The following is a 13,960-nucleotide window of genomic DNA, read 5'->3' on the forward strand; positions in this document are numbered from 1 at the left end:
AAGGCCGCGTTCGATCTTTTGCGGAGGACATCCCGAGACATCATGCAGTTTGCGAATGTCAGTCGCCCTTTGCGCAGCCGATTTTGGCATGGACCAGCGCAAGGCGAGAGCGTATGCACAAGGTATGTTATTACATAACCAATCAATGCTCGCTGATCGGTCGAGTGTTTCGCCCGAAGACGGCATGGGGAGTGCAAGCGCGGCGTTGCCGTCGCACGTCCGGATCGGTGACGGGATCGATGCGTTGCGCTGCATCCGATCGGCGGACGTCAATCTGGCGATATGGCGTCGATCGTATCCAGATGTCGCCATCGCCGAAGTCATATTGGACGCGGTCGATGACGTAGCAATGGTGCAGCCGGTCGAGGAGATCGCCACGACGTTGCCCGACGAACTCGCGACGGCGGGTTATCCGACGGCGATCGCCCGTCTGCTCGCGGCCGACGTCGCAACGCTCGCTTCGGCCCTCGCGACGATCGTCGGCGTGACCCGGGTATCGATCCGGTTGGACGTGGTGGAAACCGACGCGTGCCGCCGGTTCCACGCCGATTATGTAACCGCCCGGTTGATCTGCACCTATGTCGGGCCGGGAACCCAGTGGCTTACAGCTGCCGACGCAGCAGCGCTGGGCGAGGGGGCGGCGGTCGACAGCTTGGTCGTCCGGTCGCTTTCCACCGGCGATGTCGGGATGTTCAAGGGCAAGACTTGGGCGCCCGACGCGCCGATCGTTCACCGTTCCCCGCCGATCCTGACCACCGGCGAGCGCCGCCTGTTGCTGGTGATCGACCCCGCGCCCTAAACCTCGTTCAGCTCGGTCACGAATTCATAGCGGTCGCCGCGATAGACCGACCGGGTGAACTCGACGATCCGCCCGTCGGACAGCCGGGTACAACGTTCGATGCGCAGCACCTCCGACTGCTGCTCGATCGACAGGATGCCGGCCTCGGTCGCGGTGGCGAGCGATGCGCGCACCCGCTGCGTGCCGCCGACCGGGCGGAAGCCGTGCGCCTCTAGCGCTTCGTAGAGCGAGTCCTGCAACTGGGCGAGGTCCGGCATGAATTCGGCCGGCACCACCGCATGTTCGATCGCCAGCGGATCGCCGCCCGACAGCCGCACCCGGCCCAGCCGTGCGACGCGAGTATCGGGCGCGACCGCCAGCGCATGGGCCTCCTCCTCGGTCGGCAGGGCATAGCTTTTGTAGATCCACACCACGCCCGGCGCTTCGCCACGCGACCGGGCATCGTCGCTGAAGCTGGTCAGCCGTGCGCCGCGCGCCTCGATCCGGGGGGCGACGAAGGTCCCCGACCCCTGTTTGCGCACGACGATGCCCTCGTCGATCAGCTGCTGGATGCCCTTGCGCACCGTGACGCGGGAGAGTCCGGCCATCTCGCTTAGGTCGCGTTCGGAGGGGAGGGCGCCGCCCGGAACGATCCCGCCATCGCTGATATGGTTGCGCAGGCTGCGCGCGAGCTGGAGATAGAGCGGCGTGTCCTTGTCGCCGCTGGGCCAGGCGATTTCGCGCATCAATTGCCTGCCGCAATCGCGGCATCTAGCCGTCCGTGATGCCGGTCGAGCAATGCCGCCGCGTCCTCCGGCGTCATGCCGCGCGCGATCAGCACCGCGCGGCGGATATCATTGTCGCCGCGTTCCAGCGCTTCGGCGGCGGCATCCGGCGCGACCCCGGTCAGGTCCTGCACCATTGCCCGCGCGCGGCGCAGCAGCTTCGCGTTCGACACCCGCATCGCCACCATGCGACCGTCATAGACGAGGCCCAACCGGATCATGATCGTGGTCGACAACAGGTTCAGCGCGGCCTTCTGCGCGGTGCCGGCCTTCATCCGGGTCGATCCGGCGACGATCTCGCTCCCGGTCGACGCGACTACAACATGCTCGGCGGCGTCTACCAGCGGCGTTGCCGCATTGTTGGCGATACCGATGGTCAGCGCGCCTGCCGCCCGCGCCGCTTCGATCGCCGCGACCGTGAACGGCGTCCGCCCGCTCGCCGCCACACCGATCATCACGTCCTGCGCACCCACTCCGGCAGCGGCAACCTCGGCGCGCGCCGCATCGGCATCATCCTCCGCCCCCTCGCGTGCCTTGGTCAGCGCGTCCGCGCCCCCGGCCATCAGGAACAGCGTCCGCTCGCCCGGCCAGCCGAAGGTCGGATGCAGCTCGGTCCCGTCCTGCACCGCCAGCCGGCCGGACGTACCCGCGCCGACGAACACCAGCCGCCCGCCGCTCTCCAACCGCGCCGCAGCGGCGTCCGCAGCGGCGGCGATGGCGGTGGTCTGCGTCTGGAGCGCGGCGATCGCCGCCATCTGTCCCTCCAGCATCGCCTCGACGGCGCACTGCGTCGGCCAGCGTTCGACGCCCTGATAGCGAGGATCAAGCGTTTCGGTATTCATGCGGAAAGTCCGTCCGGTTGGCCGCGCCCCGCCGCCCCCGCCGGAGCGGCGCAGACGAGGAACGCGACGAAGGTGCCGATGCACAGCTGAAAGGGAAAGGCGAGACCGGTGAGCGCTCCGGGAAGGCCGAGCACGCGGGCGATGCCCGGCTGCAACAGCACGATCACCGCAAAGCCGATGAGCAAAGCCGCGACCACGGAGTTCGTTGTACCCCGAGTGGTGAACAACGCGGTGAAGTACACACCCAGCAGCCCGGCATAGGTGAACACCATCACCTGCAGCGCGAACTCCAGCAGCCCCATGTTGCTATGCCGTTGCCAGTAATAAGACGCGACCGCCATCGCGAGCATGGCGAGACCGATCACGCCCATGCCGGCGCGCCCCGCACTCACGAAATGGCTCTCCGCCACCGTGCCGCGCCGCTCGCGCCACGGGCGATAGAAGTCCTGCACCAGCACCGACGACATGGCGTTGAGCGCCGAATTGGTCGTCGCCACCGCCGCCGCGCAGATCCCGATCGTCACCAGCCCGCGCAGGCCACCTGGCAACTGGGTCAGGATATAGTGCATGAAGATGCTGATCTTCTCGCCCCCGAATGCCTGCCCGGCGGTCGCCGCGGCACCGCCCATCAGGTCGGGGCGGTTATAGAAGACGTGCAGTAACAATCCGATGACGATGAACAGCCCGACTGTCGGGATCGTCGCGAATACCGACAGGTACAGGCCGCGCGCGCCGGTCTTCGCATCCTTGCACGCCAGCAGCCGCTGGGTCGTGTCCTGATCCATCCCGGCATTGGCGATGTAGAGCAGGGTGATCCCGGTCACGATCGCCAGCAGCGAGAAGGGCCGCGACAAATCCGTCGAAACATCGAACAGCCGCAGCTTGTCGACCCCGCCGGGGGCATTGCGCAGCGCGTCGATGATCGCTTCGTTCGACGCCGGGATCGACAGGCGCAGGAACACCAGTACCGCGATCGCCGACCCCAGATATACGACGAACTGGATCAGGTCGTTCCACAGCACCGACTTCAGCCCGCCGATGAAGGTAAACAACACGCTGGCGACCACCAGCAGCGCGGCGGCAATCAATATGCCGGTCGCATCGACCGATCCGGTGATGACCATGGCGAGGGCGATCGCCGCCAGATACACCCGCGCACCGCCTGCAAAGACCCGCCCGACGAGGAACATGCCCCCCGCCCAGCGGGTCGCACGGATGCCGAAGCGCATCGTCAGCAGTTCGTACGCCGTGGTCGCGCGGATGGCGTAGAAGCGCGGGATCATCACATGCGCGACGAACATCGCGCCCAGCAACCCGCCCAGATTGCCGGTCAGATAGGTGAGGTCCGCGCCATAGCCATAATCCGGACCGCCCAGAAACGTCGCCGCTGACTGGGTCGCCGACAGCACCGACACCGCCGCCAGCCATGCCGGCACATTGCCGCCGGCCAGGAAATAATCATGCGCCGACGCGGTATTGCGGGGGGTGAAGATCCACCCCCCGGCGACCAGCAGCACCAGATAGGCGGCGATGACCAGCCAGTCGGCCAGCGAGAAGGGCAGGCGCATCGCGCTTACATCTTGGCCGTCAGGGTGAACCCGATCGTGCGGCCGAGAATGTCATAGGTATCGGGGAAGGTATTGAAGACCCCACCCGCCGACACGCGCGGCGGACGCCGGTCGAGCAGGTTGTACACGCCCGCGCTCATCGAGATCGCTGGGGTGAAGTCGCGCGACGCCGACAGGTCGAACGTGTCCTGCGCGCCGATGATCTCGCTCGATCCAGCCGCACTGGACTTCACCGCGCCGATCCGCTGCCAGTCGAACTGGATCACGCCATGATCGAACAGGATGCCGATACCGGCGGTATGGCGGTAGTCCGGCTGTACCAATGTCGTACCATCGCTGGAACAGGTAGCACCGAACGTGCCCTTGCACTGCACCGCGTTGACGGTCGGATTCGCCTGGATCAGGTACGATGTGACGATATTGCCCTGATAGCTGGCACGCAGCCCCACGCCGTTCATCCATTCGGGCCGCAGCGTATAGCTGGCGGCGACGTCCAGCCCGCGCTGGAGCAGGCGCCCGAGATTCTGGTTGTTGACGAACGCGTCCTTGAACGACCCGTTGGCGTTGCGCGTCACCAGGTTGCACAGCGGGTTGCCGGCAGTCGGATTGGTGATGTAGCAGCTGGTGATCGCCGCGATCGGCTGGATCACGCCCACCGCGCCGCGCAGGTCCAACTCATACCAGTCAACCGTCGCATTGAGACCTGGCAGGAAGATCGGGGTCAGCACACCGCCGATCGTCTTGGTAAAGCCGGTTTCCGGCTGGATGTCCGGATTGCCGCCGTAGAAGTAATTTCCGGTCAGATAGCTGGCGGCACGGGAATCGGTCGAACCCGCCGCCGGCGCACCCAGTCGGTCGCACTGCGCGCGGTTGCCGGTGCCGATCACGCACGGATCGCCGCCATAGCGTGGGCGCAGCCGGTCGACCGTGACGAGGCTGCTGAACGGCAGCGACGATGTGCTGGCGGCGAACTCGCCGAAATTGGGGGTGCGCAGCACGCGCTGGTACGTTCCGCGCAGCCGCAAATTGCGGTCGACCGCCCAGTTCGCCTCGACCTTCCATGTACCATGGGTGCCGAACAGGTCGTAGTCGGACAGGCGATAGGCACCGCCGACGTCGAACTGGCGGATGAACGGCGTATTATGGATCAACGGTACGCGCAGTTCGCCATACAGCTCCTTCACGTCGAACTTGCCGGTATAGGCCGCCTGCACCCCCTGCCGATACGTATTGCCCGACAGCAGCGCGCTGTCCTGCTGGATGCTCGCCGTCTCGCGGCGATATTCCACGCCGGCGGCAAAGCCGATCGACCCGGCGGGCGGGGTGAACAGGTCGTCCAGCGTCCCGCTGACCGTCGCCGCGGTCACGAACTGGTCGCGCTTGCGGTTGAAGCCGTTGATCGGGCTGCCCAGCGCCGCGGCGATGCCGGGGCGGTTGGGGCCGAAGATATCGACCGTGTTGACGATCGATGCGAAATTGTTCGCGCCGCTGGCATTGGCGACCTGCCCGTCGCCGCCGATCAGCGAATTTTCGATCGACCGCCCATATTGCGCATAGATGTTCCACTGGAGCGCGCTCGTGATCGGCCCGCGCAGCCCCGACTGCAGCTGCAACGTGTCGCGTTCGGTGCGATAGGTTATGAGCCCCAGTTCGGCCAGCGAGCGGCTGACATTCACCTGCGCCACGCCGTTCACGAAGGTCAGCTGGCTGCGGATCGCATCGGTCAGGAACGGGTTGGTCGCATTGATGCCAACCGTGCGGCTGACGCTGGCCGGCTGCGCGCCGGGCGTGCCGGTCTCTTCGGTGCGGGCGTTGGTGAACATCGCGCGGCCGTAAATCTCGACCGCCGGGGCAAGCTCGTATTTGTACAGCGCGGCAAGGTTGATGCGCTTCAGCGGCGATACCAGCGGGTAGCTGCCTGAGACGTTCGACGTCGCCGACGGCGTGGTGGTGAACGCGCCGGCATCGGTAAAGCCGAAGCGGCGGCCGCTCGCGACATCGGTGAACACGCCGCCGATGCTGGGAATGGTCTGGTTCGGTGTCGCCGCCCAGTCGCGCTGGCGCGCGAGAATACCGTCACGCTGGGTGTAATCGGCGGCGAACACCAGATTGCCGCGGTCGCCGACGCCCAGGCCCAGCATCACCGACCCGCCATATTGCGCGCCGCCGCGCACCGACAGGCGGCTGGCGGCGGTCCCGCGCACCCCTTCGAACTCATCGTTCAGGATGAAGTTGACGACACCCGCGACCGCATCTGCGCCATAGACGGCGGCAGCGCCCCCGGTCAGCACGTCGACCCGCTTGATCAGCGACGCAGGGATGGCGTTGACGTCGACCGAGTTGCGGAAGCTGAACGGCGCGGCGCGGGTGCCGTCGATGAGCACCAGCGACCGGCTCTGCCCGAAATTGCGCAGTTCCAGCACCTGCGCCCCGAACGCATCGCTCCCCTGCGACCCCTGTCGCACACCGCCCGACAACTGCGGCAGTTTGGTCGAGAAATCCTCGATCGTCAGCGCGGATTGCAACCGGATCTGCTGTTCGCTGGTCGACGCGACCGGGCTGCTCGACACCAGTCCCGGCGTGGGGATGCGTGTCCCGGTGACGACGATTTCGCCATCGCCCTGATCGTCGCTGGCGGTCGAGGCGCCGGCAGGGACGGGAGTCGTGGCGGTTGTGCTTTGAGCCATCGCGATCCCGGGTAACTGGGGCAGCGCAATGGCTAGCGCCGCCAGCGCGGTCGAATGCCGGAACGATGGTGCCATGGTCTGCTCCTCTGTCGCACCGCCGGTTTTGTGTTCGGTGCCCTTATTCGCGAATCAGCGACGGAGTTGAAGTGTGTATACCTGCAGCTATCATGTAAAGGGGCGGTATTAATTTGGTATTGTAATAATTGAGCAGTTCTCTGCGGGGGCGGGGAGACTCGGCATTGAGGTGACGGCGCGCGCGCAGGATGGGGTGGATCCCCGCGGGGGCGGGGGAGACGTATATTTAGTCGACGCGAACCCGGCGTTCCAGGGTGGATCCCCGCGGGGGCGGGGGAGACCGACTGGCGGCCTGATATACCTGCCCGCCCTGGGTGGATCCCCGCGGGGGGGGGAGACTGTCGTGTCGCGCTGGCAGTTGTCGGGGCAGGAGGTGGATCCCCGCGGGGGCGGGGGAGACAGTTCCTCATAGGTGAATTTGACCCCGGTATTGGGTGGATCCCCGCGGGGGGCGGGGGAGACCACGATATCAAATCGGCAACGTCGATCGCTTCGGGTGGATCCCCGCGGGGGCGGGGGAGACTCACGCACCCACTCACGCTTCTGGCGAGCAACGGGTGGATCCCGCGGGGGGGGGGGGAGACTAGGTGCCGATGGTCGACGCTCCGCCCAGCGCGGGTGGATCCCCGCGGGGGCGGGGGGAGACTGCTATTGGAAATGTCATATCGAAAGCGTCAAGGTGGATCCCCGCGGGGGGGGGAGACAACGTCATCAACCTGGGGGACGCCGCGAAGTCGGGTGGATCCCCGCGGGGGCGGGGGAGACAAGCAATATTGGCGGCTTGTGCGCGGCGATACGGGTGGATCCCCGCGGGGGCGGGGGAGACTCAGTTGGTAGAGCATCTCGTTTACACCGAGAGGGTGGATCCCCGCGGGGGGGGGGAGACGCCGCGCGCGGTCCGCACCGCCTCGACCAAGCGGGTGGATCCCCGCGGGGGGCGGGGAGACGCGATGCCGCCATCTCGCGCGCGAAGTTGTTCGGGTGGATCCCCGCGGGGGCGGGGGAGACCTGGGCTTCGTCCACCTCTGCATCCCGATGGAGGGTGGATCCCCGCGGGGGCGGGGGAGACACGAACGGAACGCCGGGGGCGGTGCCGGTGAAGGGTGGATCCCCGCGGGGGCGGGGGAGACAGGCTGGGGAGCTTATCCTTGCCGATGATATCGGGTGGATCCCCGCGGGGGCGGGGAGACTGGCACTACGCCGAGGAGCTGATGCACGACACGGGTGGATCCCCGCGGGGGCGGGGGAGACGTCATCCCGTGGTCGGAGTTGCTGATATGAAGGGGTGGATCCCCGCGGGGGCGGGGGAGACTCGGCGACGGAGGGCTGAGCGATGGAGATTGGGGGTGGATCCCCGCGGGGGCGGGGGAGACAAGACAGCAGGGTCGCTACACACATCAGCGAACGGTGGATCCCCGCGGGGGCGGGGGAGACAAGCTCGTCGAGGGTATCCAGTGTGCCATCGCGGGTGGATCCCCGCGGGGGCGGGGGAGACCATATCTAATCCCATAGCGTAATGTTATGGGAGGGTGGATCCCCGCGGGGGCGGGGGAGACACTGTCACTCGTTGGCGGGTGACGCCTTCCGGGGTGGATCCCCGCGGGGGGGGGAGACCGTGCCGCACCGATCGGCGGCCGCAAGAAGGGGGGGGATCCCCGCGGGGGCGGGGGAGACTCATACTAGCGTGACTACCCGTATAGTCGGACGGGTGGATCCCCGCGGGGGCGGGGGAGACCGCAACGCGACGGTCGGGGAGTTCCTGACCTGGGGTGGATCCCCGCGGGGGCGGGGAGACACATACGCGGCAGCGGCTTTTCCGTTCACAAGGGGTGGATCCCCGCGGGGGCGGGGGAGACACGGGCCGCAAGCTCCGCCAGCCGCGCCACACGGGTGGATCCCCGCGGGGGCGGGGGAGACGGCGCGCAACGCGACGCCATATTCCCGCAACGGGGTGGATCCCCGCGGGGGCGGGGGAGACGGCACACCATCCGACAACCCCGCGACGATCTCGGGTGGATCCCCGCGGGGGCGGGGGAGACCCGCTTTCGGGCCTGACCGATGTGGCGCTGTCGGGTGGATCCCCGCGGGGGCGGGGGAGACGCGGCTTTTCCGATGCGGATCTTCATGGTTTCGGGTGGATCCCCGCGGGGGCGGGGGAGACGCCGGAGGTCAGGTCGAGCTTTTCGCCGTAGCGGGTGGATCCCCGCGGGGGCGGGGGAGACCGTGCCTGCGGAAGCCGTGACGATCGCATATCGGGTGGATCCCCGCGGGGGCGGGGGAGACGCCAGAGAGGACGAACAATGACCTTCCGTTCCGGGTGGATCCCCGCGGGGGGCGGGGGAGACTCAAGCTCCCGATGGATGCGCTCGAGGGGATCGGGTGGATCCCCGCGGGGGCGGGGGAGACGACGTCCTCGACGAGCAGATGGTCGTCATCTACGGTGGATCCCCGCGCGGGGCGGGGGAGACAGCATTCCCCTTTACCTCTCAGCTCTTGAACGGGGTGGATCCCGCGCGGGGGGGGGAGACGCGCTTCCTTCCGCGCTGCTTCCGCGCAGGGTGGGTGGATCCCCGCGGGGGCGGGGGAGACTTCGCATACGGACGTGCCGCTTCTGCCGCATCGGGTGGATCCCCGCGGGGGCGGGGGAGACCCATCGCCAACGGCGACGATCCCGGCGAACCTGGGTGGATCCCCGCGGGGGCGGGGGAGACTATGTCTCTGTCTCTGTCTCTGTCTCTGGTGAGGGTGGATCCCCGCGGGGGCGGGGGAGACGCGTTGCGCGGGCGGTGACGCATGAGCCGCTGGGGTGGATCCCCGCGGGGGCGGGGGAGACGGGCTGGTGGCCTCGGAGGGACTGCAATTAGCGGGTGGATCCCCGCGGGGGCGGGGGAGACATTATCCCAAGTCATCCCCGGAAGGAACTGGCGGGTGGATCCCCGCGGGGGCGGGGGAGACTTGGTCGGATGCGCGACGATCCAGACCGCGACGGGTGGATCCCCGCGGGGGCGGGGGAGACCTTCTGCTTGTGCGGCTTCATCTTGCGCATTTGGGTGGATCCCCGCGGGGGCGGGGAGACGGCATGCCGCTGCTCGCGCCGGCGGTGATGACGGGTGGATCCCCGCGGGGGCGGGGGAGACGTCAACGAGGCCGGCGAGTTCAAGTACGGCACGGGTGGATCCCCGCGGGGGGGGGGGGAGACCCGTTCTTGCCCGGCACGTAATCGAAGTCGGTGGGTGGATCCCCGCGGGGGCGGGGGAGACACTTGGCGTTAGGTTGGTGAAATTGTTTACCTTTTCAAAGATCGTTGGTCGAGGCTGATTATCTAGGGGTTGCGGGAGCTTAGCGCCCGGCGGACCAGAAGAATGCCGTCATGGGCCACGACGTCCTTGGGCGGTTCGCCGAGCACGGAAAGGCCCAGACCGCCTGCGGAAGCGGGTTCGGCCCAGCACATTACGATGCTGCCGCGGCGCAGGCGGCCATGCCATTCCTCGACCACCGTCCAGATGCGGCCGCGCACGCCGGCGCTCATGCGCGGCTGGGCATAGACGCCGGGGGCGAGTTCGAGCATCGCCGAGCCGAGGAAGCCGCGATAGCGGTCCTCGACGCCGCGGGTGATGACGACGGTCAGCGGCATCAGGTCGTCGCCCCCGCCGCCTCGCCGGGCATCAGCAGCCCCTTGATCCGGTCGATCATGCCGGGAATGACGCTGCGCTGCCGGAACAGCAGGGCCGCGCGCTTGCGCACCAGCCGTTCGATCGGGGCGGCACCATGCGCCCGCGCCTCCCTGACCGCGCCGAAGGCGATGTCGAGCAGCACGTCGTGGCGGTAGAGGTCGGCGATGTCGAGGACGAAGCTCTGCCCCGAATCCTCGTGCACAAAGCCTAGTTGCGGGATCGCGCCGGTCGAGGCGACCGCGACGGCGGCAGCGGCGGTCATCGCCGATCCGGCGTGGTTGATCGCCTGGTTGGCGAGGTCGCCGGCCTCCGGGTTTTCACGGTCGTAGCGGCGGCCGTTCCACGCGATGCCATGGCGTTCGGCGGCAAGGACATAGGCACGCTTGATCCGCGCGCCCTCCTGTCCGCGCAGCACGGTGATGTCGCGGGTCCGCACGATCTGACCAAAGCGCATCGCGTACATCGCACGGGCGGTTTCCATGCGCAGCTTGGGATCGGCCCAGCGGCGGACCTGTGCGCGGGCCAGCGCCGAACTGTCGGGCATCAGCGGCGGCGCGGTGTAGAAGCGGACCGCGCCGTCGCCGATCGCCGCCAGCGCACAGCCATGGCGCGCCAGCAGCCGCAGCGCGTCATGCGTGACGCTCGACCCCGGTCCCAGCAGCACGATCGAGATGGAATGATAGGGAATTTGATAATCCCCGGCGACCAGCGCCCCGCCGCCCGCCGTCACGAAGCGAAGACACCCGTCCTCCACCTCCAGCCGCCCGCGATCCAGCCAGACCAGCCCCTGCCGGTCGGCATGGGGGATGCGCGCCTTTTCGAGGCCGAGGCGACCCGAGAGCATCTATCCGACCCGGCCCGGCGGGGCGAGCAGCAGCATGCCGTAACCGAAGCCGGAATGCCGCCCGATCCCCTTGGCCAGCAGCGCGGCGAAGGCGGCGGGATCGGCGATGGTCAGCGTGCCGCCGATGAGCGCGTCCGGTCCCTCGACGCGGTGGGTGCGGCGGCCTTCGCTACGGTGCGTGTTGCGCAGGGTGCGGGTTCGGCGGAAATGGCGCAGGTCGGCATGGTCGAGCGTCGCGGCGTCGGCAAGGCGCTTCGCCAGCCAGTCGATATAGACCGCTTCTCGGTCGACCGTATCCGGGTCGCCGCCTGCGCGCGCAACCCGTTCGCGTGCGGCGTGGTTGGCGTCGATCTCGCCTGCCCCGGACAGCCAGCCGCCGTCCCGCTCGGTCCGCGCGGCGCGGGCTGATTTGCCGAAGCGCACGACGGGCCGCACGCGGACCTCGAAACCGAAGCGTGCGCCTTCGCGCCAGCGTTCGGGCATGGGGCGCAACGCGGGTTCGCCGTCGAACAGCGCGTCGATCACGGCATCGGCGGGTGGCAGCGCGGCAGCGTCGGCGAATTCCGCGCGGTCGTGGACATAGCCGAGCAGATGCGGGCCCTTTTCATGATCCGGCAGGAAGCGGAACGGGCGCGGCGCAGCATCGCCGAACCGGGCGAGCAGGGCAGCATGGAGCGCATAGCCCAGATCCTCGTCGCTCAGCCGCCGCGCCACGGCGAAGCCGGCCAGCGCATGGACATGGATGCCGATGCGGGCGAGATGCAGCGTCACGGCGTCACCCCCGGCCAGTCGAGCCGCCCGACCGTCACCCGGCGCAGCCCTGCATGGACACCGGCGGGCCAGTGGCGTTCGTCGGTCAGTTCCTCGTCCTGCGTGTTGCTGGTGGCGACGCTGCCGGTCGGTTCGCCGAACGGCCATTGCGCGCGGATCGTGGCGGGTTGGAGTTCGATCATTGCGAACCCCAGCGCCAGCGCGTCGGGAATGGTGTCGGCGTCCACCATGGCGAGCAACAGCGGTCGCGACGGCAGGAACGGCTTGCGGCCGAGGAACAGCGGGCGTTCGGGCCGGGTCAGCGCCTCGGCCAGCGTGGCAAGATCGGGCGCTTCGTCGGCCGGTTCGAGGCGACAGGCGATCAGAACGCGGGCATCGGCGTCCATGTCGCGATAGCGGATGTGCGGCGATTTATAGGTATCGGCCCCGCCCGCGCGCCCCTCCACCCGGCCGCGCGTGGTCCAGCCGCGATCGTTTGCGCCGAGCTGCGCGGTCTGGAACTCGCGTTCGCGGCGCCCCTCGGCCACGCGCGCCGATCCGATCACCAGCCGGTCCTGCAAGGCGGCGTGCGCGTCGACGTCGAAGCGTTCCCAGCCGAGCGCATTGGCGAACAGGCCGGCGACCATCGATTTCGACGGAAAGTCGCGCACCACGCCGTAAGCATCGACCAGATCGCCGCCGAAGCTCATCAACGGCGCGTCGCAATCGAGCAGCAGGTGTTTCACGCAGCCGCGTCCCGCACGACCGACCCGGCCCATGCCGCCAGTTCGCGCAAGCTGCCATTGGCGACTTCGGGCACGGCGAGGTCGGGCAGGGCGGCGAGGCGGCGCGCCTCTCCGGTTTCGTACATCCGGTCGAGGTCGGTGAGGTGGCCGGCCATCGCCTGTGCCGTGCGGTGGCCGAGCGAGCGGTTGGAGGTGCGGTCCTCGGTCGCGATCGCATCGCGAAAGGCGTTGGCGAGGGTGCGCGGCTGGCGGTCGCCGGCCTCGACCAGCACCAGTTCCGCGCGGCTGTAAGGCGCGGTCGACCCCTTCTTCGCGCCGGGCGAGATTTCGGCGACGAGGTGAACGAGATGCTCGACCACCTGTGCGGCCAGCGTGCGGTCATGGTCGCCGGCCCAGTCCTTGCGGTCGCAGCCGGTCAGGTTGGAGACGAGCAGCGGCACGTCGACCACGACATAGCCATAATAGAGGCCGGAGGTCAGTTCGGTGTCGAACACGCCGGCCGCGCCGGCATCGTCGCCCTGTTCGCGGTCGCTGAGGTCATCGACCACGGTGAAATAGTCGGTCTCGGTCTGCATCGCATGGACGGTGAAGGCATGGGCGACATGGATCGCGGCGTCGCGGTTCGCCTTCGTATCGCTGGTCACCATGCGGCCGAACAGGGCTGCCTCCAGCGAGGCCGCCAGAAGATTCTGGTCGCGCAGCTGGTTGAGATTGTTCTTCTGTTCCTTGACCCAGACGTCCGCCGCCGCCTTCACGCCCGCCGCGCTCCCGCTTTCGGCGAGCAGGCGTTCGGCCTCTTCGCGCAGCCATGCCAGTTCGGGGCGGCCGAACAACAAGGCCTGACGCTGCTGCTTGTCCTTGGCATTCTTGCCGTAGAATTTGGTGATGAAGGCTTCCTCGACCGCATCGACCATGGCGCCGTCGAAACGTGCCCGCAGCGGGCCGGTGACCTCGCGTTCGATCGCCTGTTTGGAGCGGACGCCCTCGACGCCGTTCTGCCTGGCGAGTTCGTGCAACGCGTGGCGGTCGTCGGCCATGCGCCAGTGGCGCTTGAGGCATTGCGACGACACGCGGGTGCGGGTGGCGGTGCCGAAGGGCAGGCGCTTGGCAAGGCCGGCATCGTCGCGGTTGAGCAGCGCGCCGGGCCATGCGGCGAGGAAATGGATCTGGATGAGTTTCGGCACGATGCCGTCGGTTGCGGTGGTCGTCAT

Annotated in this window: 10 protein-coding genes and 2 CRISPR repeat arrays; of the genes, 1 reads left to right on the forward strand and 9 read right to left on the reverse strand. The window is 68.2% G+C overall.

Annotation, left to right across the window (positions count from 1 at the left end; all coding sequences use genetic code 11):
• The first annotated feature begins 184 nt into the window (after nt 1-184).
• Nucleotides 185-799, forward strand: a complete 615-nt coding sequence (locus tag PPZ50_RS06620; RefSeq protein WP_164523911.1) for a DUF1826 domain-containing protein — start codon at nt 185-187, stop codon at nt 797-799.
• Here the strand turns inward: PPZ50_RS06620 and PPZ50_RS06625 are convergent.
• The 9 genes from PPZ50_RS06625 to cas7e all read right to left on the reverse strand — a co-directional run bounded on the left by PPZ50_RS06625 (nt 796) and on the right by cas7e (nt 13,960).
• The gene (locus PPZ50_RS06625) at nt 796-1,524 is read right to left on the reverse strand and encodes a GntR family transcriptional regulator (RefSeq protein ID WP_066689741.1); all 729 of its coding nucleotides are present in this window, start codon (nt 1,522-1,524) and stop codon (nt 796-798) included. The two genes, PPZ50_RS06620 and PPZ50_RS06625, sit on opposite strands and share 4 nt — an antisense overlap.
• The gene (locus PPZ50_RS06630; protein WP_066689740.1) at nt 1,524-2,405 is read right to left on the reverse strand and encodes an N-acetylmuramic acid 6-phosphate etherase; all 882 of its coding nucleotides are present in this window, start codon (nt 2,403-2,405) and stop codon (nt 1,524-1,526) included. Before PPZ50_RS06630 ends, PPZ50_RS06625 begins: the two co-directional genes overlap by 1 nt.
• Nucleotides 2,402-3,973, reverse strand: coding sequence for a sodium:solute symporter family transporter (locus PPZ50_RS06635; RefSeq protein WP_066689739.1), 1,572 nt, complete (start codon nt 3,971-3,973; stop codon nt 2,402-2,404). Before PPZ50_RS06635 ends, PPZ50_RS06630 begins: the two co-directional genes overlap by 4 nt.
• 5 nt (nt 3,974-3,978) lie before the next feature.
• Nucleotides 3,979-6,735 (reverse strand): TonB-dependent receptor plug domain-containing protein, encoded by a 2,757-nt coding sequence (locus tag PPZ50_RS06640; RefSeq protein ID WP_066689738.1) that lies wholly within the window; start codon nt 6,733-6,735, stop codon nt 3,979-3,981.
• Between the two features lie 918 nt (nt 6,736-7,653).
• Nucleotides 7,654-9,019: a CRISPR direct-repeat array (repeat unit 29 nt; unit sequence GGGTGGATCCCCGCGGGGGCGGGGGAGAC).
• A gap of 276 nt (nt 9,020-9,295) precedes the next feature.
• A CRISPR array of direct repeats spans nt 9,296-9,995; the repeat unit is 29 nt; unit sequence GGGTGGATCCCCGCGGGGGCGGGGGAGAC.
• A gap of 62 nt (nt 9,996-10,057) precedes the next feature.
• Nucleotides 10,058-10,369, reverse strand: coding sequence for a type I-E CRISPR-associated endoribonuclease Cas2e (cas2e, locus tag PPZ50_RS06645; RefSeq protein WP_066689737.1), 312 nt, complete (start codon nt 10,367-10,369; stop codon nt 10,058-10,060).
• Nucleotides 10,369-11,253: a type I-E CRISPR-associated endonuclease Cas1e gene (gene cas1e, locus PPZ50_RS06650; RefSeq protein WP_066689736.1), complete on the reverse strand. Its 885-nt coding sequence runs from the start codon at nt 11,251-11,253 to the stop codon at nt 10,369-10,371. The genes cas2e and cas1e overlap by 1 nt, the downstream gene beginning before the upstream one ends.
• Nucleotides 11,254-12,024: a type I-E CRISPR-associated protein Cas6/Cse3/CasE gene (locus PPZ50_RS06655; protein WP_066689735.1), complete on the reverse strand. Its 771-nt coding sequence runs from the start codon at nt 12,022-12,024 to the stop codon at nt 11,254-11,256.
• Nucleotides 12,021-12,749: a type I-E CRISPR-associated protein Cas5/CasD gene (gene cas5e / locus PPZ50_RS06660; RefSeq protein ID WP_198158525.1), complete on the reverse strand. Its 729-nt coding sequence runs from the start codon at nt 12,747-12,749 to the stop codon at nt 12,021-12,023. The genes PPZ50_RS06655 and cas5e overlap by 4 nt, the downstream gene beginning before the upstream one ends.
• Nucleotides 12,746-13,960: a type I-E CRISPR-associated protein Cas7/Cse4/CasC gene (gene cas7e / locus PPZ50_RS06665; protein ID WP_066689733.1), complete on the reverse strand. Its 1,215-nt coding sequence runs from the start codon at nt 13,958-13,960 to the stop codon at nt 12,746-12,748. Before cas7e ends, cas5e begins: the two co-directional genes overlap by 4 nt.

The sequence above is a fragment of the Sphingomonas hankookensis genome, from assembly GCF_028551275.1.
In the GTDB taxonomy this organism is placed as follows: Bacteria; Pseudomonadota; Alphaproteobacteria; order Sphingomonadales; family Sphingomonadaceae; genus Sphingomonas; species Sphingomonas hankookensis_A.

What these genes read in the sequence shown, in the direction of transcription:
- cas1e (WP_066689736.1), bottom strand. Translation starts at nt 11,253, where the DNA reads ATGCTCTCGGGTCGCCTCGGCCTCGAAAAGGCGCGCATCCCCCATGCC.
- PPZ50_RS06635 (WP_066689739.1), bottom strand. Translation starts at nt 3,973, where the DNA reads ATGCGCCTGCCCTTCTCGCTGGCCGACTGGCTGGTCATCGCCGCCTAT.
- PPZ50_RS06625 (WP_066689741.1), bottom strand. Translation starts at nt 1,524, where the DNA reads ATGCGCGAAATCGCCTGGCCCAGCGGCGACAAGGACACGCCGCTCTAT.
- PPZ50_RS06640 (WP_066689738.1), bottom strand. Translation starts at nt 6,735, where the DNA reads ATGGCACCATCGTTCCGGCATTCGACCGCGCTGGCGGCGCTAGCCATT.
- PPZ50_RS06630 (WP_066689740.1), bottom strand. Translation starts at nt 2,405, where the DNA reads ATGAATACCGAAACGCTTGATCCTCGCTATCAGGGCGTCGAACGCTGG.
- cas2e (WP_066689737.1), bottom strand. Translation starts at nt 10,369, where the DNA reads ATGCCGCTGACCGTCGTCATCACCCGCGGCGTCGAGGACCGCTATCGC.
- PPZ50_RS06620 (WP_164523911.1), top strand. Translation starts at nt 185, where the DNA reads ATGGGGAGTGCAAGCGCGGCGTTGCCGTCGCACGTCCGGATCGGTGAC.
- cas7e (WP_066689733.1), bottom strand. Translation starts at nt 13,960, where the DNA reads ATGACGACCACCGCAACCGACGGCATCGTGCCGAAACTCATCCAGATC.